This is a genomic window from Snodgrassella sp. ESL0253 (assembly GCF_013344965.1).
Classification (GTDB): Bacteria; Pseudomonadota; Gammaproteobacteria; order Burkholderiales; family Neisseriaceae; genus Snodgrassella; species Snodgrassella alvi_B.
Map to the genome: position 1 here is coordinate 43,730 of NZ_JAAEDQ010000004.1, position 25,393 is coordinate 69,122.

General features: G+C 43.9%; 17 protein-coding genes and 1 tRNA gene. 11 read left to right on the forward strand and 7 right to left on the reverse strand.

The window, feature by feature from the left end; all coding sequences use genetic code 11:
• Positions 1-15: 15 nt before the first annotated feature.
• Positions 16-1,410, forward strand: coding sequence for a sigma 54-interacting transcriptional regulator (locus GYX26_RS04585; RefSeq protein ID WP_174828296.1), 1,395 nt, complete (start codon positions 16-18; stop codon positions 1,408-1,410).
• 227 nt (positions 1,411-1,637) lie between these two features.
• Here GYX26_RS04585 and GYX26_RS04590 read toward each other — a convergent pair whose 3' ends face one another.
• Positions 1,638-2,408 (reverse strand): exodeoxyribonuclease III, encoded by a 771-nt coding sequence (locus GYX26_RS04590; RefSeq protein WP_174828297.1) that lies wholly within the window; start codon positions 2,406-2,408, stop codon positions 1,638-1,640.
• A gap of 76 nt (positions 2,409-2,484) precedes the next feature.
• Here GYX26_RS04590 and pyrE point away from each other — a divergent pair, with 76 nt between their 5' ends.
• Positions 2,485-3,123 (forward strand): orotate phosphoribosyltransferase, encoded by a 639-nt coding sequence (gene pyrE, locus GYX26_RS04595; protein ID WP_174828298.1) that lies wholly within the window; start codon positions 2,485-2,487, stop codon positions 3,121-3,123.
• A gap of 90 nt (positions 3,124-3,213) precedes the next feature.
• Positions 3,214-3,777, forward strand: a complete 564-nt coding sequence (locus GYX26_RS04600) for a DedA family protein (protein WP_174828299.1) — start codon at positions 3,214-3,216, stop codon at positions 3,775-3,777.
• Positions 3,778-3,974: 197 nt separating this feature from the next.
• Here GYX26_RS04600 and GYX26_RS04605 read toward each other — a convergent pair whose 3' ends face one another.
• The 3 genes from GYX26_RS04605 to GYX26_RS04615 form a co-directional block, all read right to left on the reverse strand.
• Entirely contained in the window at positions 3,975-5,117 is a 1,143-nt protein-coding gene (locus GYX26_RS04605; protein WP_174828300.1) for a porin, read from the reverse strand.
• Between the two features lie 801 nt (positions 5,118-5,918).
• On the reverse strand, positions 5,919-7,076 hold the full coding sequence (locus GYX26_RS04610; protein WP_174828301.1) for a porin: 1,158 nt from the start codon (positions 7,074-7,076) through the stop codon (positions 5,919-5,921).
• Between the two features lie 528 nt (positions 7,077-7,604).
• Positions 7,605-10,355: an Rne/Rng family ribonuclease gene (locus tag GYX26_RS04615; protein ID WP_174828302.1), complete on the reverse strand. Its 2,751-nt coding sequence runs from the start codon at positions 10,353-10,355 to the stop codon at positions 7,605-7,607.
• 564 nt (positions 10,356-10,919) lie between these two features.
• On the opposite strand from GYX26_RS04615, the gene GYX26_RS04620 reads away from it, so the two are divergent.
• Complete coding sequence (locus tag GYX26_RS04620) at positions 10,920-11,927, forward strand: RluA family pseudouridine synthase (RefSeq protein ID WP_174828303.1); 1,008 nt, start codon at positions 10,920-10,922, stop codon at positions 11,925-11,927.
• An 18-nt stretch (positions 11,928-11,945) separates the two neighbouring features.
• On the opposite strand, the gene galU is transcribed toward GYX26_RS04620, so the two are convergent.
• A complete protein-coding gene (gene galU / locus GYX26_RS04625) occupies positions 11,946-12,827 on the reverse strand; it encodes a UTP--glucose-1-phosphate uridylyltransferase GalU (protein WP_174828304.1) in 882 nt (293 codons plus the stop codon).
• Between the two features lie 166 nt (positions 12,828-12,993).
• The gene (locus GYX26_RS04630; RefSeq protein WP_174828305.1) at positions 12,994-14,649 is read right to left on the reverse strand and encodes a dihydroxyacetone kinase subunit DhaK; all 1,656 of its coding nucleotides are present in this window, start codon (positions 14,647-14,649) and stop codon (positions 12,994-12,996) included.
• 454 nt (positions 14,650-15,103) lie between these two features.
• Between GYX26_RS04630 and GYX26_RS04635 the strand changes: the two genes are divergently transcribed.
• The 4 genes from GYX26_RS04635 (at position 15,104) to cysE (ending at position 20,039) form a co-directional block, all read left to right on the forward strand.
• Positions 15,104-16,063, forward strand: a complete 960-nt coding sequence (locus GYX26_RS04635; protein WP_174828306.1) for a S49 family peptidase — start codon at positions 15,104-15,106, stop codon at positions 16,061-16,063.
• A gap of 296 nt (positions 16,064-16,359) precedes the next feature.
• On the forward strand, positions 16,360-17,412 hold the full coding sequence (locus GYX26_RS04640; RefSeq protein ID WP_174828307.1) for a quinone-dependent dihydroorotate dehydrogenase: 1,053 nt from the start codon (positions 16,360-16,362) through the stop codon (positions 17,410-17,412).
• Positions 17,413-17,718: 306 nt separating this feature from the next.
• Positions 17,719-19,215: a ribonuclease G gene (rng, locus tag GYX26_RS04645; RefSeq protein ID WP_174828308.1), complete on the forward strand. Its 1,497-nt coding sequence runs from the start codon at positions 17,719-17,721 to the stop codon at positions 19,213-19,215.
• 29 nt (positions 19,216-19,244) lie between these two features.
• Complete coding sequence (gene cysE / locus GYX26_RS04650; RefSeq protein WP_174828309.1) at positions 19,245-20,039, forward strand: serine O-acetyltransferase; 795 nt, start codon at positions 19,245-19,247, stop codon at positions 20,037-20,039.
• A gap of 359 nt (positions 20,040-20,398) precedes the next feature.
• Here the strand turns inward: cysE and GYX26_RS04655 are convergent.
• Positions 20,399-20,475, reverse strand: a tRNA-Met gene (locus GYX26_RS04655).
• A gap of 263 nt (positions 20,476-20,738) precedes the next feature.
• On the opposite strand from GYX26_RS04655, the gene ychF reads away from it, so the two are divergent.
• The 3 genes from ychF to argG all read left to right on the forward strand — a co-directional run bounded on the left by ychF (position 20,739) and on the right by argG (position 25,014).
• Complete coding sequence (gene ychF, locus GYX26_RS04660) at positions 20,739-21,830, forward strand: redox-regulated ATPase YchF (RefSeq protein WP_174828310.1); 1,092 nt, start codon at positions 20,739-20,741, stop codon at positions 21,828-21,830.
• A gap of 524 nt (positions 21,831-22,354) precedes the next feature.
• The gene (gene tyrS / locus GYX26_RS04665; RefSeq protein ID WP_174828311.1) at positions 22,355-23,620 is read left to right on the forward strand and encodes a tyrosine--tRNA ligase; all 1,266 of its coding nucleotides are present in this window, start codon (positions 22,355-22,357) and stop codon (positions 23,618-23,620) included.
• Between the two features lie 41 nt (positions 23,621-23,661).
• On the forward strand, positions 23,662-25,014 hold the full coding sequence (argG, locus tag GYX26_RS04670) for an argininosuccinate synthase (protein WP_174828312.1): 1,353 nt from the start codon (positions 23,662-23,664) through the stop codon (positions 25,012-25,014).
• The last annotated feature ends 379 nt before the right edge of the window (positions 25,015-25,393 follow it).

A 25,393-nucleotide genomic window follows, 5' to 3' on the forward strand; every position in this document is an offset into this window, starting at 1 on the left:
CAAAATAATCTACTTATGTCGGAAAAAATCTTAATTGTCGAAGACGAACTCAATCTGCGCAAATTGTTATCCATTTTTTTATCACAACAACAGTATCAAGTTATCGCTGTTGATAATGCAGAAGAAGCTATTGCACTATTAGCGCAGCAACCCATTGATTTAATTTTAATGGATAACCGCCTGCCACAAATGACCGGGCTGGAAGCACTGAAAATAATTAAAGAAAGCCATCCAGAGATGTTTATCATACTGATGACGGCTTATGCTGGTGTTGATACAGCGGTTGAAGCATTAAAGCTGGGAGCGATTGATTACATTGTTAAACCCTTTGATCTCAATGAGCTTAAAGCATTGATAAAGCGGACATTAGAGTTAAGCAGGGCTAAAAAGCAGGGAATTGATTTATCGCCGAAAATCGAATTAACCAACTGCGATACCAAAGGGCATATTCTCACTAACAGCCCGAATATGATGGAACTGTGCCGCAATATCGCTAAAATATCACAAACCAAAACTACCGTATTAATCACGGGTGAAAGCGGTACCGGTAAAGAATTAGTGGCGAAAACCATTCATTACTATAGTACACGCTCAACCGGCCCCTTTATCAAAGTAAATTGTGGCGCATTGCCGGAAACCTTGCTGGAAAGTACGCTATTCGGGCATGAAAAAGGGTCATTTACGGGTGCTTATCAACGTCAGCTTGGCTTATTTGAACGTGCACATCGGGGCACACTTTTTCTGGATGAAGTAGCAGAAATGTCGACCAACCTACAGGTAAAACTTCTGCGTGTCATTCAGGAAAAGGAATTCGAACCAATCGGCGGCACCAGATTAATCAAAACTGACTTCCGGCTGATTGCTGCCACCAATCGTAGTCTGCAAGATATGGTCAGCACTGGCGAATTCCGTGAAGATTTATTCTATCGGCTTAATGTTATGGAATTAAGCTTACCACCATTACGCGACAGAAAAAATGATGTCATGCTGCTGGCACGCTACTTTGCCAATCAGTTTTGCCATGAAAATAACAAGGAATTGCTCGACTTCACCATCAGCGCTGTAGAAGTACTCAACCAGTATCCATGGCCGGGCAATGTGCGCGAATTGTCCAATGCGATTGAGCATGCCGTGGTAATGTCCAATGGGCTGTTTATTTATCCGCAAGATTTACCTGCACATATCATTGCCCATAAAAAAACGCCTGATTTCAATCCCGATTTTGGTGAAGATGAGCAGCATGGTGCTACCTTAAAGGAAAAAGTCAAAATTTATGAGAAAGAATTAATTATCAATGAATTGAAACTAAACCATGGACATCGGGAAAATACCGCCCGTTCACTGGGGGTCAGTAAAAGAACATTATTATATAAAATGCAGGAATACGAAATTGTAGAAACCATTAATTAAATATAATAAAACCAGCAAAATGAGTGTTCTTAACCATCTAATGCTGGATGACAAATATACCTTTTCCAGTCTGATTATCCCCGCGCTGCCAGAAATACACCAAGGGCTTCACCGCGTTGACGCACATACAATTCCCAAGCCATTCAATCCGAACTTGTCATTGTATGCGCGTATTTTGCTAAAAAAGCATGGCGAGCTGCGAACACTACTTTGTAACTTATTTAAAATTACTCATAAGTATAATCAACGATTAACGGTGCATGATCAGAAAATTTTTCATCCTTATAGATAGATGCAGTTTGTGCACAGGCAGCAAGATTTGGTGTTGCCAACTGATAATCAATGCGCCAGCCCACGTCTTTTGCATAAGCCTGTCCGCGATTACTCCACCATGTATAGCCAGGTATTTCCGGATACAGGGTACGCCAGATATCTACCCAGCCCAGTTCGTCAATTACCTGACTGAGCCACTGCCGTTCTTCGGGCAGGAAGCCAGAATTTTTCAGATTTCCGCGCCAGTTTTTCAAATCAATATTCTGGTGCGCAATATTCCAGTCACCACAAATCACCACATCCCGTTGCAATGCCTGTAATTCACGTAGCACGGGCAGGAACTTGTCCAGAAAACTAAACTTGGCCTGCTGCCGCTCCTCCGAACTGCTGCCCGATGGCAAATATAATGAAATAACCGTCAGCTTGCCAAAATCAGCGCGCACATAACGCCCTTCATGGTCAAAATCTTCCCAACCAAGCCCAATCTGAACAGCATCGGGCTCTTGCTTACTGTATATGGCCACACCACTGTAACCACGTTTAACGGCAGTATGCCATACCCCATACATGCCCTGCGGATGCTTCATCTCTTCCGTCAGATCAGCTTCCTGAGCCTTTAACTCCTGTACACACACAATATCGGCCTGTGCCTGTGCCAGATAATCAATAAAACCCTTACTGGTGGCTGAGCGTATACCATTTACATTGGCAGAGATAATGCGCATCCGCATGTCCTTTCGATTAATGCTAAAATTTAAAGCTTAATTTGTTTAATACATCATTTTATCACCAAGGATAATTATGTCTGATTTCCGTCAGGACTTTCTCCACTTTGCCCTGCAACAGAATGTTTTAAAGTTTGGCCAGTTCACCACCAAGGCCGGCAGACAGTCACCCTATTTTTTTAATGCCGGTTTGTTTAATGATGGCTACAGTATTCTGCAACTGGCTCGCTTTTATGCCCGCTCCATTCTGGCCAGCAACATAGAATTTGATATGCTGTTCGGACCTGCCTATAAAGGCATTATACTAGCCGCCGCTACCGCAATGATGCTGGCAGAAGAAGGACGTAATGTGCCATATGCCTATAACCGTAAAGAAGCAAAAGACCATGGTGAAGGTGGTGTACTGGTTGGTGCGCCCTTACAGGGACGCGTACTGATTATTGATGACGTCATTTCAGCCGGTACCTCAGTACGGGAATCAGTGGCCATTATTCAGCGTGAAGGTGCGATTACTGCTGGCGTGGCCATTGCACTTGACCGCATGGAAAAAGGTACCGGAACACAATCAGCCGTACAGGAAGTACAACAACAGTATCATATACCCGTAACAGCAATTGCTACACTAGAGGATTTACTGCGCTTGCTGGAAAATGATCCCACACTGGCCAGCTACCATCAACCGGTAGCAGCTTATCGCCAGCAATATGGTGTGTAAAATTTTTCTGGTTCTGGCAAAAAAGATTGCCTTAATGGTTCAGATAATCTTATGTTTATGAATTGATTACCTTTACCGCGTATTTACCAGATGAATGTTGAACAGTTACTCAATCATTATGGCTATCTGGCCATCTTTATTGGCAGTATCCTGGAAGGCGAAACCATCCTCACGTTGGCCGGTTTTTTTGTGCATAGGGGCTATCTGTTATTTGTACCATCCATTCTGTGTGCTACTGCTGGCGGCATGCTTGGTGATCAGGTATGCTTTTTACTCGGCCGCTATTATGGCACGCGCCTGTTGCAACATTTTCCCAAACTGGATCCGCTGGTAGAAAAAACCAACCGGTTACTGTGCAAGCACAGCTCAGTCATTATTATTGGTGTGCGCTTTATGTATGGCCTGCGTATTGCCGGCCCCATTGCCATCGGCATGAGTAAAGTATCGTTTCCCCGATTTCTCTTACTGAACGTTCTGGGCGCATTATTCTGGGCAACCATCATCGTTAGTTTTGGCTATTTGTTCGGACAATCAGCGCAATGGATGTTTGCCCAGTTTCATCAATATACAAAGCTATTGTTTGCCATTATTCTGTTGGTAGCTGTCATTGTCCTATCCATATACTGGTATAGCAAACAGCGCCGTAATAAATGAAACGGAAAATTTGTCCTCATCCATATCAGCAATTAGTGTCTCTACCTAAGTTGATTTTTTAGTAAAAATGTACATTATTTTTTCGATAAACAGACAACTTTAATACAGCCTGATCTGTTTTACCCAGACAGCCCAAAACAATAAACCCCGCCACAGCGGGGTTTATTGTTTTTCTAAAATCAGCTCACACTGCCTGATCAGAAAGTATGTTTCAAACCAACACCAAAGGCAGTGGTTTTGTTTTTACCTTTGCTTTGATTCAGTTCATCGTAGCCATTGCCTTCACGCAGCCAGCCCGCCTGAATATTAGCAGTAGTATGTTTAGAGAAGTCGTAATCTGCACCTAATACAACCTGATCGTACTTGGTGTTTTTCTCTTTGCTACCGTTAATTTTTACATCCCAGCCATGAGCATAAGAGATTTTCGGGAAAACATTATTGAAGTGGTAGCCAAGGGTCAAAACAGCTTCCTGTCCCCGGTTATCCCAGGTCACATTATGATCACCAACATTCATAGTATTTAAATGCCCCTCTCCGCCCACGGGAATTGATGCGCCTTTCAATCCACGGAAATAGGAGCTGGTATTTTTGCTATATTGATAGCCCACACCTACAAACAGGTTATTGGCATCATAGCCACCTTCAACACGATGCACTTGACCATCTTTAAGTTCGGTATGACCGGATTCAGAAATCATGGCAGCTGAATTTTTCAGGAAGTTAAAGCCGTATTTTGCAAAATAACCGGCATTATGATAATTCAGGCCTACGCTATACTTATCGCCAGCACCCATACCATAATCATACTCACTGTTACGATTGCCACCATTTACATTATCACGTGGAGAGTACAAGGCATTGAATTTAAAACCAGCCCATTCTGGGGAATTGTAGGCAATACCTACATAACGTTCACCAGTACGGGTAAATTTACCCAAACCTAAAACTTCATTGTTGTATTCCCATGGGTCAACAACATCCATATTGGCTTTCATGGTATTGCTGATACGACCCGCACGTACTGTACCGAAATCAGTTTGTAAACCGATAAAAGAGTCACGGTTAGCCCAGCCATCTGCTTTACCATTGCTGTTACCTAAATGAATGGCAGATTCTACCTGCCAGATGGCTTTCAGACCGTTACCCAAATCTTCAGAACCTTTAAAACCAATTCTTGAACCATAGTCAGCAATACCATTCTGGTATGGACCACGGCTGTCACCACTGGTTTTAGTAGAAGATACTTCATAGCCTGCTTTCATTTGGCCGTACAAAACAACCTCTGCCATAGCAGCAACTGGCAAAGTAGTCAAAGCCAAAGCAATCAGGGTTTTTTTCATTACTGTATTCCTAGTTTCAACGTCAAAAATACAAACTTCAAAAACCAAATGAAGAGCTTTTGAAGTTTTACATCAATCGCCATCATGACGAGTGTGCGGAATATACTGGTGGGGTTATAAAAAAGCAAACCACTGATTCTGAATAGCAGATTGAGATAGTTTCTGCTATTAAAGAACAGGTTAAATAAATATCAGAAATGTATCCAAATGACGGTGAAAGCCACTGGTTTTATCGTTAAACTGACTTTCTGCTACAGTTTTTTCACATTACCTACTATTAGCAATACATTTTTATATATAGGCAAATTATTATTCAGAAAAGTCATATACAACAACCAGCACAAGAATGTTTACAGAAAACAAAAATTTTTACGCAACTGTTGTCAATATATTAACCCATAATCCTTAAAACCATGCTCAGGTATGATTATAGATGCAGTCTATCATGTTGCTTATCTATCTAATTTCCAGCTATGGATAGAACAATTTAATTATTCAATATCAAATAGATATAATTAGTAAATAAGTAAGTTATTTTACTTGTGATTTCTTGCGCCATTTTTTCAATAATTTTAACTACATATTTGTCATTATGGCTAAGATTTTATCCCCTGATTTTTTATAAGAGCTGATATGCTTAATAATTATGCTTTTGTTGCTATATGCAGTGCCATCTGCATCAAGATTTTATTAATGCAATGATGTTTATAAAATAAGTTAATCCCTGACTGATGAACAGTGCAATCTGTTCATCAGTCAGGGATTAAGTTCAACTACTAATTAGTAAGGATTAAATACTAATTAGAAAGTGTGTTTCAGACCAACACCAAAAGCGGTAGTTTTGGTTTTACCATTGTCTTCGCCTAAGCCTTCACGCAACCAGCCAGCCTGTACGTTAGCAGTAGTGCGTTTAGAGAAGTCATAGTCAGCACCTAACACGATCTGATCGTATTTGGTGTTTTTCTCTTTGGTACCGTTGATTTTCACATCCCAGCCATGAGCATAGGAGATTTTCGGGAAAATGTTACCGAAATGGTAGCCAACAGTCAGAGCAGCTTCCTGACCTTGGTTATCTACAGTCATATTGTGGTCGCCTACACCAAGCGCTTTAACTTTAACATAATCATTCACTTCATCCATAAATTTAGAATAAGAAGTTGCATTTTTGGTGTATTGATAACCCACAGCTACAAACAGGTTATTTGCATCATAACCACCTTCAATACGGTGTACCTGACCATCTTTTCTTCGACCAGTCCAACCCGTTACTTCACCAGTTTCTTCATTTTCAGTGATAGAGGACTCATCAATTTTTACTGCTGAGTTTTTCAGGTAATCAAAACCATATTTAGCATAAAAACCGGAATTTTTGTAGTTCAGGCCAACACTGTATTTGTCACCAGAACCGATACCACGATCATATTCACCCGTACGATCGCCACCATTCACGTTATCACGTGGAGAGTACAATACGTTGAAATTGAAACCAGCCCATTCTGGAGAATCATAAGCGATACCTACATAGCGAGCATCGGTACGAGTGAATTTACCCAGACCCAGTGTTTCACTGCTATATTCCCAAGCATCAACAACGTCCATGTTAGCATTCATAGCATTGCTGATACGGCCGGCACGTACAGTACCGAATTGGTCATGCTGCAAGCCGATGAATGAGTCACGGTCTGCCCAACCATCAGATCCACCATTGCTGTGACCCAAGTGAATGCGAGATTCAACCTGCCAAATAGCTTTCAGGCCATTACCCAAGTCTTCAGAACCTTTGAAACCAATACGAGAACCATAATCAGCGATACCGTTTAAGTATGGGCTACGATCTTCGTCAGTAGTTTTTGATGAATTAACTTCATAGCCTGCTTTCATTTGGCCATACAAAACAACCTCAGCCATAGCGGCAACCGGCAAAGTGGTCAAAGCCAAAGCAATCAGGGTTTTTTTCATTGCTGTATTCCTTTTCTATGTCGAAAAAACAAACTTCAAAAACCTAATGAAGAGCTTTTAAAGTTTTGCATTAATCGCCGCGTTAGCGATTTCATGGCTGTCAATATAATGCTTTAGTTGCAAAAAAACAAATTCATTTGCAAACACACAACACTTTTGACAAATCACACTGCGATAAATAATAGCCAAAATACAATATTACTTAATGAATTCAATATATTATTCAAAAAATAATACATTAAAATAAAATATTTTCAGTATATAAAAGTGTTGTAGTTTTTCAACACAATAACTGAATTAAATAATCATATTGAGCAGTTACAGCAATATAGTCACTACACATCTAGTGTACAAGATGCAATCCATCATTTTGTACTTTATTGCGATACTGATACTATTTTGCAAGATAATGAATAACTTGTAAATATCTTCGTTTATGCATCAACTTGCCTGTATCAGCAATAAGAATTTTACTGATGCAGGCAAATATATCAACAAATAAAATACCATTGGATGAAACAGATATCTCTATATTCTGGTTTCAACCTGTTCCAGTGCTGCTGGTACTACTGGCACACTATCTGGCTGGCTAAACACTCTATCTTTGCGCCGCAATTTAGGCTGCTCCGACACAATGTTTGTATCATCACTGATTGATACGGTTTTATCCGCACTGGTCTCAACCAGTATCAGTCCACCCTGTTCGGCTATATGGCACAGATTAATATCTGCTGCTGTATTCGTCGTTACTGATTCCATCTGAGCAACAACCACCGGTTGGGTTTGCGCTATCGTTTCGGGATTAATAACAACAGATTTATCACCAGTCGATATCTGCTGATCGTGCTCTAACTGGGCAAGAACACGGATAATGGTCTGTTGTGCCTGCTCTACTGCATGCTGCACGATGCCATCATGAGTTTCACTTAACTGGGCAGTATTAACACTGTTGCTGTGCTGCACAGGATTAAGCACATGCTCAGTAGTCTGCTGTATCTGTGCTGTAATAGTGTGAATGTCAATATTGCGGCTGACTTTTCTGGCCGATATGATGTAGCTGCGCTTTTTCTTGCCATTTTGACGCCGGCTGTTTTTATCATGCCGGGTTTTATGGTGCTCATTTTTCGCTCCTCCAGCAGACAGGGTAATAATCAACGGATCGCTGGCCTGAGCTTCGTTAATCGAATCAATAATATTTGCTTGCTGTACTGGCGTCTCAGTTTTTCCTGATGCCCGTTGGCGACGACGGCGAGAAGTGTTTTGCTCCTGTTTAAGGCCACTGTGCCCCTGAGTGGTATCGGTTGCTGTATCGGTTTGTACAGCTGCATATTTATCGGCACGTTTTTCTTCGCGTCGGTTACGCTGCTCATTTACCGGCCGGCCTGCCAGTATGGCATCAACTGCTGTTTTACTTTCAGCAGCAACGTCAGCTTTTTGGGCAGAATCGGTATTTTTAGCCAACCGGTTAGCACGTGACTGACGCCGTTCCTGTGTCTGGGTTTTCTGATTTTTTTTCTGCTGTGTGGTTTTAACTGTTTTTTCTGGTATGGCACTGCTTTGCACAGCAGATTCGGCAGTCTGACCACCAAACAGCTTACTCAGCCAGCCAGACAGTTTTTTCCACATACTTGGCGCTGCCTCAGTTTTAACTGCGGGCGTCTTCTCAATTACGGGAGCGGGTTGGGTATGATGAATACCTTTAACTGCTGCCTCGGGTCTGACAGGTTTATTCTGACCAATAGAGAATGGCAGCTCACCGAGGTTCTCAGGTTCCTGTACCTGATGGTAGCTGGGTACGGTTTTTTCTTCGACATTATCTGTGCGTACACGGGTAACACTGTAATGTGGATTTTCCAGATGAATATTCGGAATCAGCAATACACATACATCCAGCCGCTCTTCCAGCCCAAACAATTCAGCACGTTTTTCATTCAGTAGAAAAGTAGCAACATCTACGGGCACTTGCACCCGCACTTCAGCAGTATTATCTTTCATCGATTCTTCCTGAATGATGCGCAAGATATGTAATGCTGTTGATTCAATGCTGCGAATAAAACCGGTACCTGCACAGCGCGGACAAATAGTATGGCTGCTTTCTCCAAGAGATGGTTTCAGGCGCTGTCTTGACAATTCCATTAAGCCGAAGCGGGACAGCTTAGCCATTTGTACCCGTGCACGGTCTTTTTTCAAGGCTTCACGCAGGGTGGTTTCAACATCACGCTGGTTTTTGCTGTTCTCCATATCAATGAAGTCAATAACCACCAGCCCGCCCAGATCGCGTACACGCATCTGTCGTGCGACTTCTTCAGCAGCCTCCATATTGGTTTTGAATGCTGTATCTTCGATATCTGCTCCGCGTGTTGCCCGGGCGGAGTTAACGTCAATGGATACCAGTGCTTCGGTGTGATCGATAACAATGGCTCCACCGGATGGCAAGGCGACTTCGCGGGAAAAGGCAGATTCAATCTGCTGCTCAATCTGAAAACGGGAAAAAAGAGGGGTATGATCAGTATAATGCCGTAAGCGATTGATATAGGCTGGCATAACATAAGACATGAATTCGCGAATCTGATCATAGACTTCCTGCGAATCAATCAGGATTTCTCCGATATCTGGCTGGAAATAGTCGCGAATGGCGCGGATAAGCAGTGAACTTTCCATAAATAGCAGATAGGGTTCATTATGCTGGTGTGCCGCCTGCTCAATTGCGCGCCATAGCTGCACCAGATAATTCAGATCCCACTGCAATTCTTCTGTACTGCGGCCAATACCAGCGGTACGTGCAATCAGACTCATGCCACGCGGTGTATCAAGCTCACTCATGGCCTGCTTGAGTTCCTGCCGGTCTTCACCTTCAATACGGCGGGAAACACCGCCACCACGGGGGTTGTTCGGCATCAGTACCAGATAGCGTCCGGCCAGACTGATAAACGTGGTCAGGGCTGCCCCCTTGTTACCACGCTCATCCTTTTCCACTTGTACAATGACTTCTACGCCTTCTGACAGCACATCCTGAATACGGACACGACCACCTTCATAATTCTGAAAATAACTGCGTGATATTTCCTTAAATGGCAGGAAACCATGGCGATCTGTGCCATAGTCAACAAAACACGCCTCCAGTGAAGGTTCGATGCGGGTAATAATACCTTTGTAGATATTGCCTTTGCGCTGTTCTTTACCCAGCGTTTCGATGTCCAGGTCAAGCAGACTTTGTCCATCCACAATTGCCACGCGCAATTCTTCCGCCTGCGTGGCATTGAATAACATTCGTTTCATGAAAACCTCGTGATGTGCACTGACGAGGCGTTGTAATTAGTATTTGACACCCGCAGCCTTGCCAGATTGAATTGTTCACGGCAAATTAAGCAGGCTTTCATCATAAAGAAGGTGTAAAGATCATATTCGCTATCCAGCATCACAATACCTGCTAAACAGCGTGTGCCCGATAGTCGATAAAGACGGTTACGGCACTTAATTGGGGTAGCCATTCTTCTGTTATTCTGTCAGGTGCTTGGGCACAGTAGCGGCTGCGTTATCCGGTTTTGTCTTGCCAGATCACGTCTGAAGCCGTGGCTTGCCACCTGATGGAGTCAAACTTAATCACTAACCCTTGCTGTTGACGGCTGGTCAACAACATGGGGAAATACGCCTGCAACAGTGCGTTTTTCCAATAAATACGTTAACATTTCATTATTTGCAGCCAAAATGCGCTTTCAGGCGCTTTTCAGCTCCGGGCAAAATGCGCCCTTTTTCGGTTCAGTATCGTCTGCCACTATTACTTCTGGCCATGACAACTGATGACTTCTATTTATTTATAAAAGCTTACGGATTATAAGCAATATGACGGTTTTAAGCAAAGATTCAGTGCAGTTTTTGTCTGTCTGTGCGGAAAGTGCTGGGCAACGACTGGATAATTATCTGATACGGGAATTGAAAGGTGTGCCAAAAAGTCATATCCAGCGCATTATCCGTAATGGGGAAGTACGTCTGAACAAGAAACGCTGTAAAGGGACAGACCGTGTTGCCGCCAATGACCAGATTCGTTTACCGCCCATTCGTGTTGCCTCCAGTCATGCGCCTGCAACCGCCTCGGCCATTCCTGCGCAGGAATTTGCTATTGTGTATGAAGATGATGTACTGCTGGTGATTAACAAGCCCTCTGGTGTCGCAGTTCACGGCGGCAGTGGTATCAGCTTCGGTGTCATTGAGCAGTTACGTCGTGCCCGTCCTGAAGCACGTTATCTGGAGCTGGTTCACCGGTTGGATAAAGACACCAGCGGTTTACTTATGATTGCCAAAAAACGCAGTGCTCTAGTCAAACTGCATGAATCGATTCGCCAGAATCATCCACATAAAGTATATCTGGCCCTGGCCGTTGGTACATGGCCAGAAAAAGTACATCAAGTCAAATTGCCACTGCTGAAATACACTGGTGCTCAGGGAGAAAAAATGGTACGCATTGCCAGTAATGCTCAGGAAGGACAGCGGGCACATACACAGTTTCGAGTATTGCAACAGTATGCAGGCACTCAGTTACACGCCGTAGGCATAAAAGCATTAACTCTGATGGAAGCGACGCTGAAAACGGGCCGCACCCACCAGATACGTGTGCACATGCAATCACAGTTGTGTCCAATCGCTGGTGATGAACGTTATGGGGATTACCAGATAAACAGGCGCCTGCACAAAACCGGTTTGAAAAGAATGTTTTTACATGCTGCAGAATTAACGCTGGCACATCCGGTTAGTGGCGATATTTTACAACTTACCGCCCCTCTACCGGATGACTTGCAGCAGTTTCTGCGTAATCTGCCAGCAGTTTCGGACAAACAGTCACAGCAGAGTTAAAACTGAATTTAGTGGTGCCTAAAATGATTGTTGCTGTAGCCATTGTTTAAGTTGAGAGCCACATTTATCATGACGCAAGCTATATTCAATAAAGGTTTTCATATAACCCAGTTTGTCGCCACAATCATGTGAATAGCCCTGAATCATAAACGCATCTACGGCTTCCTGTTGCATCAGTGCAGCAATGGCATCTGTAAGCTGAATCTCACCACCCGCGCCTGGCACTGTTTTCTCCAGCAGCGGCCAGATACTGGCTGAAAGCACATAGCGGCCAACGACTGCCATATCAGATGGTGCCTGTTCTAGCGCAGGTTTTTCGACAATAGCGTTCATGGCAATACTGCTTCCGGCAGCAGCCTGCTGATTATTACAATCTACAATACCGTATTTGTTGACTTCACTCATCGGCACGCGTTCAACCATAATCTGGCTACGCTGTGTTTGGTCGAAATGCCTCAACATTGCCGCCAGATTATCTGTAGCCAGATTACAGGCACTTTCATCTATCAGTACATCAGGTAGCAAGACAGCAAATGGTTCATTACCAATCACAGAACGTGCACACAGCATTGCATGACCCAGACCTTTTGCTTCGCTTTGACGCACCTGAATAATTTGCATTTCAGCAGGTAAAACAGCACGAATTTCAGCCAGTAAAGCAGTTTTACCCTTGTTTAATAACTGTGTTTCCAGCTCAAATGCGGTATCAAAATGGTTTTCAATAGCAATTTTAAATGCATGGTTAACCAGAACAATTTCATTAATACCTGCAGCAGCACATTCTTGCACAATGTACTGAATAAGTGGTTTATCGGCTACAGTCAGCATTTCTTTAGGAATAGCTTTTGTTGCGGGCAACATACGTGTACCTAAACCAGCTACAGGAATAACAGCCTTCATTTAGTTCTTTTCCATTTCAATAAAATGATTATTCAAATAACTATATGATTTATATAAAATATAATATCGAAGCAAATTTTAACTCAATCTAGATACTCACGTTCCCAGACAGAGCCGGTCATGACTACTGATGATGAAAACTTTTATGTAACAACAGCAGATAAACTTAATCTGCCAGCTTATTTTCCAGTTCGTTCAGCGCAGCCAATACCTCAGCTACAGCAACCGCTCCCGGATCAGCCACACCTGCCAGATTCTGTTGATTAACATACGATGAGCGTCCTGCTCCGGCTTTATGCATGGTAGCCGTTTCTTCCGCCCCTTCTCTGGCAGCCAGAGCCGCGGCTTGAATATCCTGTTTCTGCCATGCATGCAATGCTGGTTGCAAGGCATCAATCAGAGTACGGTCACCCAGGTCTGCACCGCCATAATGCTTCATTTGTGCCAGCCCGTTTAATAAAGCCTCTACCAAAGTGCCCCCTGTCTGCAACTTCTGGCCGGCTGCGGTGAAGAAAATCGACATTAAGACACCGCTTGAACCGCCCATCACAACAGCCAGCCGCTCTCCAATACACAGTAATAACTGCGACAAATCATTCAGAGGTAAGCGCTGTTGTGCCAGTTGCTGAGCAACGGCATGGGCTCCATGAGCAAAAGTGCTGCCGGTATCACCATCACCCACCTTTGCATCCAGCGCATTCAGGCGACTTTCCAGCCGGATAAGCGTGTCTGTTATAACGGTAACATAGGCGGCCACCTGAGAATTTTCAGACGGCGTGTAATCTGACTGTGCGTATACAGGTTTACAGGCAAGTGTTTTTAATGGCTTTAATGCTACCGGCTTCTGCCAGCCCTGAGTTTCAACTGGCGCATTAAGCGCCTGCCTGAAGTCATCGTTCAGCCTGAGTAATGACAGTGAAAAACCTTTCATATCCAGCGAGGTAACCAGCGGTGCAGGGCCAATCAGCCATTCAATTTGCTTACTTAAGGCAGAATGTGCCAACTCACGGGTTAATAAAGCCATTTCCAGAGCAGAAACACCACCCAGATTATTAATTAAAACAGCAAAACGTCCTTCCCCGGCTGACTGTTGCAATGTATTAACCAGAGTATCAATAAGTATCTTGCTATTTTGCGTACTCACTACCGAAGCGCCGGGTTCTCCATGAATACCCAACCCCAGCTCTACCTGCCCGTCTTTAATACGCTTTTCTTCCTCATAGTCTGGCAAATTACAGGTTTGCATGGCTACGCCCAGACTCCATAGATTGTCACATACCTGCTGCGCCAGATTACGCACCTGAATTAATGATTTGCCTTCTTCAGCAGCATAACCAGCTATTTTATGCACCAGCACTGTACCAGCAATACCACGCGGTTGTCTGTTATCAGGCAGCGCAATATCGTCTGCAACAATAACCATTTCTACATTCAGGCCATGACTTTTAGCCTTTTCTGCTGCCAGCCCGAAATTTAGCCTGTCTCCAGTGTAATTTTTAACAATTAACAAACAGCCATGTTCACCGGTTACCGCAACGATAGCGTTAAATATCGCATCGACACTGGGTGAAGCAAATAAATCTCCGCATACAGCCGCAGTTAGCATGCCTTTACCAACAAAACCTGCATGTGCTGGTTCATGCCCAGAGCCACCGCCAGAAATGACTGCCACCCGGCTTTTATCCCAGTCGCTACGTACAACTATCCGTATTGCTGGATCAGTATCCAGTTTGACAAGATTGCCCTGAGGTGCAGAAATTACTAAACCTTCAATAGCTTCATTAACTAATTGTTTACGGTCATTAAAAAAGAATCTGGACATGATTTTCCAAAGTTATAATTAATAATTGACAAGCAGAATTAATACTGAAGATTCTGTATTTATTTACCAAAGTAAATGATTCAATCTTCAGGCTATCTGAATATTGTGGCAGACACAGCCTGTTTTCAGCACTCAATATTAAGATGCAAACGACACACATAAAATACATTGCTCGCCTGCAAGACAATATATTGCTTTATCTTATGTTGTTTTTTACCACCAGCTGGCCTGACTGACTTGTACTAGCAAGGTGGCAGCAGCGCTATTATAATGTAGACACTTAAGTGGATAAAGTTTAGCCGGAAATTTCATCACAACAACAGATGCATCAATATAAAATTCAGATATAATTTCAGACATCACTTACTTTTGCTGATTAAACACAACAGAGTAGACTTGCCTGATAAATCAGCTAATGCTCAAATATCAATACTAAAACCAGAGAATAAACCAGATGAAAATGAAAATTAAAGGATCAGGCCTGACAGACGGCAATCCAGAAGAAAACAGCAGCTGGGAACGCAATATGCTGGAAAAGCTATTATTTGAAGTTTATCGCGAGCAACGACGTAATCGAATCTGGCGCTGGTTTTGGCGGCTGTTCTGGATTTTCATTATTGTCGTCGTCATTACTTCTTTAGGAAGCACAAAACCAGGTGGTGCACATACTGCGGTTATCGATTTGGATGGTATTATCAGCAGCGACAATAATCAGGCAGATTTATTACGTAAAAGCCTGAAAGAAGCCTATAAAAACAGTAATGTCAAAGGCATTATTATTCGTGCTAACAGTCCTGGCGGGTCGCCGGTTATTTCCAGTATCGCCTATGAAGAAATCCGTTACCTGAAAGCTAAGCATCCGCGCATACCTTTATATATTGTTACGGAAGATATGTGCGCTTCTGGCTGCTACTACATTGCCAGTGCCGCAGATAAAATTTATGCAGATCCATCCAGCCTTGTTGGCAGTATCGGGGTTATTGGCAGCAGCTTTGACTTTACCGGCCTGATAGACAAACTAGGCATTAAGCGCCGGGTAAAAATTGCAGGTAGCAATAAAGATATGGGCGATCCGTTTGTACCAGAAACACCGGAACAGGCAGAAATCTGGCAACAAATGTTAAGCAGCATTCATAAGCAGTTTATTCAGGCTGTGCAACAGGGGCGTGGCAACCGTTTGAAAATTGCTGATAATCCTGACATCTTTAGTGGTCGTGCCTATACCGGTGAAGAAGCCAAAGCAGTTGGTCTGATAGATGACTTTGGGAATGTCTATACTGTTGCACGCGATGTCATTGGTGCACCGGAATTGGTAGATTACACCTCTGAAACCGGCTGGGGCTCACGCCTTGGCAAAGGTATTAGCAGTACATTGCAGCAAAATATTCAGGGCATGGCGAACAAACCATGGTAACTTCTGCTATTGGCAACAATAGCTAATCCGGCTTTCTGACTATTATGCCCATTTATGTTTCCGCAATCTGTTCAGAAACAGAAATGGGCATATCGTTATATAGACCAGTATCACTACTCGCCCAACTTTAAGTATGCTTTTGTACCAGCACTATTTAGTGACATGAATTTATCAAGCCTGCTCTGCCTGTAATCAAATAGTTTAAGTTCACCAACACATACTGAATTTAATTGTTTTCCACTCGATTTGATAGAGTTGTTGGTTATAATATTTCTCCCTTATCCAGCCTCAATATCATGTACCCAATCATCAAGCCGCTGTTATTCCAACTGGATCCAGAAACTACCCATCACCTGACATTAAAATGTTTGCGACTACTGCATCGCTATCATTGCGGTTTTTTACTTAAAGGCAAACACAATCATGCCAATAATACACTGGCCGAAAGTGATAGCAGCAGTACAACGACACTGATGGGTCTGACTTTACCCAACCCGATAGGTTTAGCAGCAGGGCTGGATAAAAATGGTGAATATATAGATGCACTGGCCATGCTTGGTTTTGGCTTTATAGAAGTGGGAACCGTTACCCCATTACCGCAAGCTGGCAACCCCAAACCGCGTTTATTCAGATTACCTTCACAACGGGCAATTATTAATCGCATGGGGTTTAACAACTATGGTATTGATACCCTGATTAACAATATTGCAAACAGCCAGTATCGGGGGATACTCGGTATTAATATTGGCAAAAATGCGGCCACGCCAATAGAGAAAGCTGTAGATGATTATCTGATTTGTCTGGAAAAAGCCTATCCCTATGCCAGCTACATCACCGTCAATATTTCTTCGCCCAATACCAGCAATTTACGCAGCCTGCAAAGTGCCAATGAACTGGACAGATTATTAAATCATCTGAAAAACCGGCAGGCACAGCTGGCAACTCAGCAAAGCCGTTATGTACCCATTGCCATTAAAATTGCACCTGATCTGGATGAAGAGCAAATTGCAGCTATTGCTGATGTCGCACTGAATACACAGATAGACGGGATTATCGCTACCAATACCACCATTGATAAAACTGTCCTGGGTAACCACAAATTTGCGCAGGAAGCCGGAGGTATGTCTGGTTTGCCAGTACAGACACAAAGTAACCATGTACTGCGCCAACTCTCTGCCCTCCTTGATTCGCAGATTCCACTGATTGGTGTAGGCGGCATTACCTCCGGTGCTGATGCGGCTGAAAAAATTCGCCTTGGTGCCACTGCATTGCAACTGTATTCCGGTCTGATATTTCGCGGCCCTCAGCTAATTAAAGAATGCATCAATGCCTGCCACCAGCTAAAATAACATCCTGTCCGGATAGTTAAAATTTATAATAATTTATTGTATTATCATTATATTTTCACCAATCATACCTCATCCGGACTCACTGCAAACATTAACACTCCTCTCTGTACCTATTATTTGATTTTACCTTCTCTCCTCTTTGCATTTTCTGGCATACAACTTTATGCGACTGCGTTTGGCAGTAAGCTCACGCCTGCGCTATGATATCAGCTTTCATGCAAATATTTGCCCAGATTACTTTGTGCAGTTTTTATCTGTACAGGCAAAAACTGCACAAAGTAATTTGATTAAATTGAAAGCCACATCATGCATAACAGCGACATACCGCTGCCAAAGGATATCCAGCGGCCAGCAGAAACCGTATTGGTGAATATTACCCCGCAAGAAACCAGAGTAGCTGTTATGGAAGAAAACAGGCTGTGTGAAATTCACATAGAACGTAACAGCGGTTATGGTCTGGTAGGTAATATTTATCTGGGTGTTGTCCGGCGCGTACTGCCCGGCATGCAAAGCGCCTTTATTGACATCGGCCTGGAACGTGCTGCTTTTCTGCACATTGTTGATATTCTGGAGCAGCGTCAGAAACCCGAGCAGCCCCTGCGTATTGAACACATGCTGCATGAGGGTCAGGCAATTGTTGTACAGGTAATCAAAGACCCGATCAACACCAAGGGAGCGCGCCTGTCTACGCAGATATCACTGGCAGGACGCTTTCTGGTACACCTGCCACAGGATCAGCATATCGGTATTTCACAACGTATTGAAGACGAAGAAGAACGCAACCATTTACGTGAACGTCTGCAAAAGCTGTTACCAGCCGATGCAGGCCATGGCTATATTATCCGCACCAGTGCAGAGAATGCCACGGATACAGAATTACAGGCTGATATCAACTATTTAACCAAACGATGGCAGCATATTCAACAGTTATCCAAAATCAGCCCGCCGGAAACATTGCTGTATCAGGATTTACCTTTGAGCCTGCGCGTATTGCGCGACATGTATAGTGACAATATTGACCATATCATCGTAGATTCAACAGCCAATTATGAAAGCATGCGTGAATTTGCCATGAACTACTCTCAAGGCGCACTGGATAAACTGAAATTATTCCAGAATGACAGTCCACTATTTGAAGCGCACAATATCGAAACCAGAATCACCCAATCCCTACAGCCACGGGTAAATCTGGACTTCGGCGGTTATATTATTATAGAACCAACTGAAGCCATGACCACCATTGATGTCAATACTGGCGGGTTCGTAGGTGCACGCAACTTTGAAGAAACCATCTTTAAAACCAATCTGGAAGCATGTCATGTGATTGCACGCGAGCTGCGCTTACGTAATCTGGGTGGCATTATTATTATTGATTTTATTGACATGACCAACGAAGCACATCAAGAGGAAATTCTGACTGAGCTGGCACAGGCACTGGCTTATGACCGCACTCGAGTGACCCTTAACGGCTTCACCAGTCTCGGACTGGTCGAGCTGACACGCAAACGCACACGCGAAAACCTGTCCCAGATCCTGTGCGAACCCTGCCCGGCCTGCCAAGGGCGCGGCCGACTGAAAACCGCACAAACCATATGCTATGAGATTCAGCGCGAAATCGTGCGTGAATCACGCCGTATAAATGCACAAGAATTTCGCATACTTGCTTCACCAAGTGTCATTGATTTATTTCTGGATGAAGAAGCCAACTCTCTACACATGTTAAGTCAATTCATCGGCAAACCGATTGCGCTGGCAGTAGAAGCCACCTACAATCAGGAACAATATGATATTGTGCTGCAATAATTTTATTCTGCAAAAGAGAAACCAGACGTATGAACTTACCTGATGCTGCTCAGGCAGAAAGCCTGTGGCAAACCATTCGCCATGAAACTGAAAATGCGGTGCGTAACGAGCCGATACTGGCCAGCTTTCTGCATCTGAGCGTATTACGCCATAAAAACTTTGCCCGCATGCTCGCCTTTCATCTTTCCACCAAAATGTCCAGCGCGGTAATGGATGCGCGGGCATTGTTTGAAATCTATCTGGAAGCATTACATCAGGATCCGGCCATTATTCATGCTGCACTGGCCGATATTATTGCCTACTATGAGCGCGATCCGGCCTGTGATACCTATTCCCTGCCATTATTGTATTACAAAGGTTTTCATGCCATACAGACCCATCGGATTAACCATTGGCTCTGGCAGCAGAATCGCCATACACTGGCCTATTTCCTGCAAAACCGTGCCTCAGAAGTATTAGGTGTTGATATTCATCCTGCCGCCTCAATGGGATATGGCATCATGATTGATCATGGTACCGGAGTGGTCATCGGCGAAACAGCGGTATTAGGCAATAATATTTCCCTGCTACACGGTGTTACTCTCGGAGGTTCTGGTAAACAAAGCGGAGATCGACATCCGAAAATCAGTGATGGCGTTATGATTGGTGCCAATGCTTCTGTACTGGGCAATATTCGGGTACACACCTGTGCTAAAGTGGGTGCGGGCAGTGTGGTGGTTAATGACGTTCCTGAATACTCAACGGTAGTAGGCGTACCCGCACGGGTTATTAGCAAAACAGATAAACATGAAAGTCCGGCACAGCAAATGGATCAGCGTATTTAAAAGTACAGCTTGTTCAGACATCTTAAAATACAGCTACCGTCCGATACTAACTGGAGAATTCAGGCATAAATCTGTTTTCGGCGTGACAGGCATACACTAAAGGCTGCCTACAAGTTGATGCAATCAACCAGTCTGGATAAATCACATTTATTTAACGGTGGCTGATAGCTGGATAGAATAATAAGACTGATTATCTGGATTGAATTTACTTCAGGCACAACACCATATTAACTACCCACATATCTAATCAATAGCTAGTTAATATCGGTGCATTAACCGGCTATGCTAACACATTCAAATAGCATAAAGATAAAAAGGCATAAAAAAACGCAAACCCTAATTAGAATTTGCGATTTATTTGGTGGCGAATCAGGGATTCGAACCCCGGACACAAGGATTATGATTCCTCTGCTCTAACCGACTGAGCTAATTCGCCGTATCTCGTTTTCAAGAGAGACGCAATTATACGATATTTTTTCGCACATGCAAGTACTAGTTAAGCAGAAAATTATTATATAATTGTTTTAAAAAATAATTTTATTTCATTCGCACTTATTTAATTTTGTTACAGCAGTCAAATGTGCCTCAGCTCGCGTTTGCAGCAAACAGCGCAACTCTTCGCTGGTTCAGCACAGGTATCACTATGCTTTATGATACAATTCAGCCATTTTTATATCCAGCCAATTTCCAAGGAATATCATGAGTTTGAAATGTGGCATTGTGGGTTTACCCAATGTGGGCAAATCCACCCTGTTTAACGCCCTGACCCAGTCTGGCATTGAAGCTGCCAACTACCCTTTCTGTACTATTGAGCCAAATGTCGGCATTGTTGAAGTACCAGATGAACGTATGGCTGAACTGGCCAAAATTGTTAACCCGAAACGCACCCAGCCGGCCATTGTTGAATTTGTCGATATTGCCGGATTGGTAGCTGGTGCCAGCAAAGGCGAAGGTCTGGGTAACCAGTTTCTCGCCAACATCCGTGAAACCGATGCCATTGTTAATGTGGTACGCTGTTTTGATGATGACAATATTGTCCATGTTGCCGGCAAAGTAGATCCGATTTCCGATATTGAAGTTATTGGTACCGAGCTGGCACTGGCAGATTTGGCCAGCGTAGAAAAAACTATTGTGCGTGAAGGTAAACGGGCCAAATCCGGTGACAAGGAAGCACAAAAACTGGTGGCTATTCTGGAACGCCTACAGCAACACCTGCTGGAAGGTAAACCAGTTCGCGCAGCCGGGCTGGATCAGGACGAGCTGGCGCTGATTAAACCACTGTGCCTGCTGACGGTTAAACCTGCCATGTATGTGGCCAATGTGGCCGAGAATGGCTTCGATAACAACCCCCATCTGCAACGCCTGCAACAGCTAGCCGCACAGGAAAATGCGCCTGTTGTTACCCTGTGCGCTGCTATGGAAAGTGAAATTGCAGATCTGGACGAGGCTGATAAAGCAGAATTCTTAGCAGAAATGGGCTTAAAAGAGCCCGGACTGAATCGTCTGATTCGCGCCGGCTACGACCTGCTTGGCCTGCAAACCTATTTTACTGCTGGTGTGCAGGAAGTCAGAGCATGGACTATTCATAAAGGTGATACTGCTCCTCAGGCTGCAGGGGTAATACATACTGACTTTGAACGTGGCTTTATCCGCGCACAGGTAATTGCCTACGCCGATTTTATTGCCTGTGGCGGTGAAGCCAAAGCCAAAGAAGCCGGTAAAATGCGTGCCGAAGGCAAAGAATATGTGGTGAACGACGGCGACGTCATCCACTTCCTGTTTAATGTTTAACTGACAGTAACAGCTAGCCAGCAACAGCCCGGGCAGGGCTGTTGCTTTTTTATGCATTCCAGTTCATAGCAAGTCATGATCTAAGCTGGCAAAATTCCCTTACCGAACAGTAAAAGTTAAACTCCCCTGATTTCAGCCGACAAAGATTGTCCTGTTTCTGCATGGCAAAATATCGGCACAACAACCATACATACCATCTTAAGCATTGATTTTCATCATAATTAATGCATTAAATATGCAAATACACATATTAACAGCCTCAGCACCGACAAAAGCAGGTATAACTTCTCTTGCCATAGCCAAACTAATGATTTATCAATTTATGGCAAGCATAAATGCAGTAACAAACAAATCGTGTAAAATAATGCATCATTATTAATTATCTAACTGGAAAACAGGCTAACTGGCCAGAATCAGCCAAAACGTTTTATGATATTTGCTATTTTGGCTTTTTCATGCAGCCAGATACCAGTAAAAACCGGTTTTAGCCATTTTTATTTAATATGAAAGTATAAAATCTCACCATGACCAGTGTTGTTCACGATTTACAGCAGCGTGGCCTGATTGCCCAAACTACCGATGCTCAGGCTCTTGATACCTTATTAAACGAACAGAAAATCACCCTTTACTGTGGTTTTGACCCCACTGCCGACAGCCTGCATATCGGCCATTTATTACCTATTCTGGTATTGCGCCGTTTTCAACTGGCCGGACACACGCCTATTGCCCTTGTAGGTGGTGCCACCGGCATGATTGGCGACCCCAGTTTCAAGGCTCAGGAACGTTCACTCAATACATTGGAAACCGTACAGGATTGGGTAGCCAAAATACGTGCCCAGTTGCAGCCATTTCTCAGCTTTAGCGGTGAAAACGCAGCCATCATGGCGAATAACTACGACTGGTTCGGCAACATGAACTGTCTGGATTTCCTGCGCGACATCGGTAAACACTTTTCCGTGAACGCCATGCTGAATAAGGAATCCGTAAAACAGCGTCTAAGCCGTGATGATGTGGGTATTTCTTTTACTGAATTCGCTTATGCCCTGCTACAGGGTTATGACTTTGCCGAGCTGTATCGCCGCCACGGTGCCGTACTACAAATTGGTGGTTCAGACCAGTGGGGCAATATCACCGGTGGTATTGACCTGTCCCGCCGCCTGCATCAGGCTACCGTATATGGTTTAACCCTGCCACTGGTAACCAAAGCTGATGGCACCAAATTCGGCAAAACCGAAGGTGGCGCAGTGTGGCTAAGTGCAGAGAAGACCTCCCCCTATCAGTTCTACCAGTTCTGGTTAAAAGTTGCTGATGCCGATGTATACAAATTCCTCAAATACTTTACCTTCCTCAGCGTTGCCGATATAGATGCCATTGAAGCAAATGATCAGGCCAGTGGCACCAAGCCGCAAGCGCAGCGTATTCTGGCTGAAGAAATGACCCGGTTAATTCATGGTGAAGAAGCACTGGCAGCTGCCCAGCGTATTTCTGCCAGCCTGTTTGCCGAAGACCAGAGTGCTCTTACTGAAAGCGATTTCCAGCAATTATCTTTGGACGGCCTGCCCGCCTTTACCATTACCGATTCCATTAACATTGTACAGGCATTAACCACAGCAGCGCTGGCTAAATCCAACAATGAAGCACGCGGCTTTATCAGTCAGGGAGCAGTAATGGTTAATGGTCAGAAAATAGACAGTGCTGACTATGTATTCAGCGATAGCGACAAACGTTTCGGACAATACACCATTGTACGTCGCGGTAAACGCAACCATGCCTTACTGGTGTGGCAATAATTTTTTCAGATTCTACAAATGCACAACTCAAAGGAGTAAATATGAGTGATCACAGTACTATCCTGCAACACCTGCCCGTGGGCGAAAAAGTCGGCATTGCTTTTTCCGGCGGGCTGGATACCTCAACAGCATTGCTGTGGATGAAACTGAAAGGTGCCTTACCCTACGCCTATACGGCCAATCTGGGACAGCCAGATGAAGACGATTACCATGCCATTCCAGAAAAAGCACTGAAATACGGTGCACAGAAAGCCCGGCTGATTGATTGCCGTACTCAACTAGCACGTGAAGGTATCGCAGCCATTCAAAGCGGTGCCTTTCATGTGCACACTGGTGGTATGCCGTATTTCAACACCACGCCGTTAGGCCGCGCTGTTACCGGTACGATGCTGGTGGCCGCAATGAAAGAAGACGATGTCCATATCTGGGGTGACGGCTCAACCTATAAAGGCAACGATATTGAACGCTTCTATCGCTATGGCCTGTTAACCAATCCGGCTTTGCGCATTTACAAACCATGGCTGGATCAGCAGTTTATTGATGAGCTGGGCGGTCGGCATGAAATGTCGGAGTTCCTGATTGCTCAGGGTTTCGACTACAAAATGTCAGTAGAAAAAGCCTACTCAACCGATTCCAATATGCTTGGTGCAACCCATGAAGCCAAAGACTTGGAAATGCTCAATAGCAGCATGAAAATCGTACAGCCAATCATGGGGGTTGCTTTCTGGGACGAGCAGGTAACCATCAAGGCAGAAGAAGTACGCGTACGTTTTGCAGAAGGCGTACCAGTAGCTTTAAATGGGGTTGAATACAATGATCCGGTAGCCTTGATTCTGGAAGCCAATCGAATCGGCGGCCGCCATGGTTTGGGTATGACCGATCAGATTGAAAACCGCATTATTGAGGCCAAATCACGTGGTATTTATGAAGCACCGGCGATGGCATTGCTGCATATTGCCTATGAGCGTCTGCTCACCGGTATTCATAATGAAGATACCATCGAACAGTACCGCATCAATGGCTTGCGTCTGGGCAGATTGCTGTATCAGGGGCGCTGGTTTGACTCACAGGCACTGATGCTGCGCGAAACTGCACAGCGCTGGGTAGCTAAAGCCATTACTGGTGAAGTAACTCTGGAATTACGTCGTGGTAACGATTACTCTATTCTTAATACCGAATCGCCAAATCTGACCTATCAGCCGGAACGGCTAAGTATGGAAAAAGTCGATAATACTGCCTTTTCTCCAGCCGATCGTATAGGCCAGCTCACCATGCGTAATCTGGATATTGCCGATACCCGTAATAAACTGGGAATCTATACCAAGAGTGGGCTGTTATCAGTAAATCAGGATGCATTGCTACCTCAATTAACTGATAAAAAAGATATTCTGTAAGATTCATAATTTAAAAAATTCAAAAACCGGATGGCATTTATGCGCCACCCGGTTTTTTATTGCAAATATAATCTAATTGGCATCTATAAATATTAGGTTCAATCATTTGACCAATGCGTTTACCGTGTCGATTATTGCACCAGCTGTGCCATAATCTTCATACGTTAAATGATCAGCAAATTACCGGAAATGCCTCGACAATACCATCTTCCTCTTCGACAGAACGCGAACTGTGCCTTTCACAATCAACTTCTTTTACTATTATAGCTTGTACTACTAGCCACATGCCGTAATATGACTTCAACTAAACCATCAAGCTTTTTATAGTGCCATATTAAAGTATAAGCTGTATTAGGTTCATTAAAGGCATATTTATCTC

What these genes read in the sequence shown, in the direction of transcription:
- tyrS (WP_174828311.1), top strand. Translation starts at nt 22,355, where the DNA reads ATGACCAGTGTTGTTCACGATTTACAGCAGCGTGGCCTGATTGCCCAA.
- cysE (WP_174828309.1), top strand. Translation starts at nt 19,245, where the DNA reads ATGAACTTACCTGATGCTGCTCAGGCAGAAAGCCTGTGGCAAACCATT.
- pyrE (WP_174828298.1), top strand. Translation starts at nt 2,485, where the DNA reads ATGTCTGATTTCCGTCAGGACTTTCTCCACTTTGCCCTGCAACAGAAT.
- GYX26_RS04610 (WP_174828301.1), bottom strand. Translation starts at nt 7,076, where the DNA reads ATGAAAAAAACCCTGATTGCTTTGGCTTTGACCACTTTGCCGGTTGCC.
- GYX26_RS04590 (WP_174828297.1), bottom strand. Translation starts at nt 2,408, where the DNA reads ATGCGCATTATCTCTGCCAATGTAAATGGTATACGCTCAGCCACCAGT.
- GYX26_RS04605 (WP_174828300.1), bottom strand. Translation starts at nt 5,117, where the DNA reads ATGAAAAAAACCCTGATTGCTTTGGCTTTGACTACTTTGCCAGTTGCT.
- argG (WP_174828312.1), top strand. Translation starts at nt 23,662, where the DNA reads ATGAGTGATCACAGTACTATCCTGCAACACCTGCCCGTGGGCGAAAAA.
- GYX26_RS04585 (WP_174828296.1), top strand. Translation starts at nt 16, where the DNA reads ATGTCGGAAAAAATCTTAATTGTCGAAGACGAACTCAATCTGCGCAAA.
- GYX26_RS04615 (WP_174828302.1), bottom strand. Translation starts at nt 10,355, where the DNA reads ATGAAACGAATGTTATTCAATGCCACGCAGGCGGAAGAATTGCGCGTG.
- GYX26_RS04600 (WP_174828299.1), top strand. Translation starts at nt 3,214, where the DNA reads ATGAATGTTGAACAGTTACTCAATCATTATGGCTATCTGGCCATCTTT.
- GYX26_RS04630 (WP_174828305.1), bottom strand. Translation starts at nt 14,649, where the DNA reads ATGTCCAGATTCTTTTTTAATGACCGTAAACAATTAGTTAATGAAGCT.
- rng (WP_174828308.1), top strand. Translation starts at nt 17,719, where the DNA reads ATGCATAACAGCGACATACCGCTGCCAAAGGATATCCAGCGGCCAGCA.
- galU (WP_174828304.1), bottom strand. Translation starts at nt 12,827, where the DNA reads ATGAAGGCTGTTATTCCTGTAGCTGGTTTAGGTACACGTATGTTGCCC.
- ychF (WP_174828310.1), top strand. Translation starts at nt 20,739, where the DNA reads ATGAGTTTGAAATGTGGCATTGTGGGTTTACCCAATGTGGGCAAATCC.
- GYX26_RS04640 (WP_174828307.1), top strand. Translation starts at nt 16,360, where the DNA reads ATGTACCCAATCATCAAGCCGCTGTTATTCCAACTGGATCCAGAAACT.
- GYX26_RS04620 (WP_174828303.1), top strand. Translation starts at nt 10,920, where the DNA reads ATGACGGTTTTAAGCAAAGATTCAGTGCAGTTTTTGTCTGTCTGTGCG.
- GYX26_RS04635 (WP_174828306.1), top strand. Translation starts at nt 15,104, where the DNA reads ATGAAAATGAAAATTAAAGGATCAGGCCTGACAGACGGCAATCCAGAA.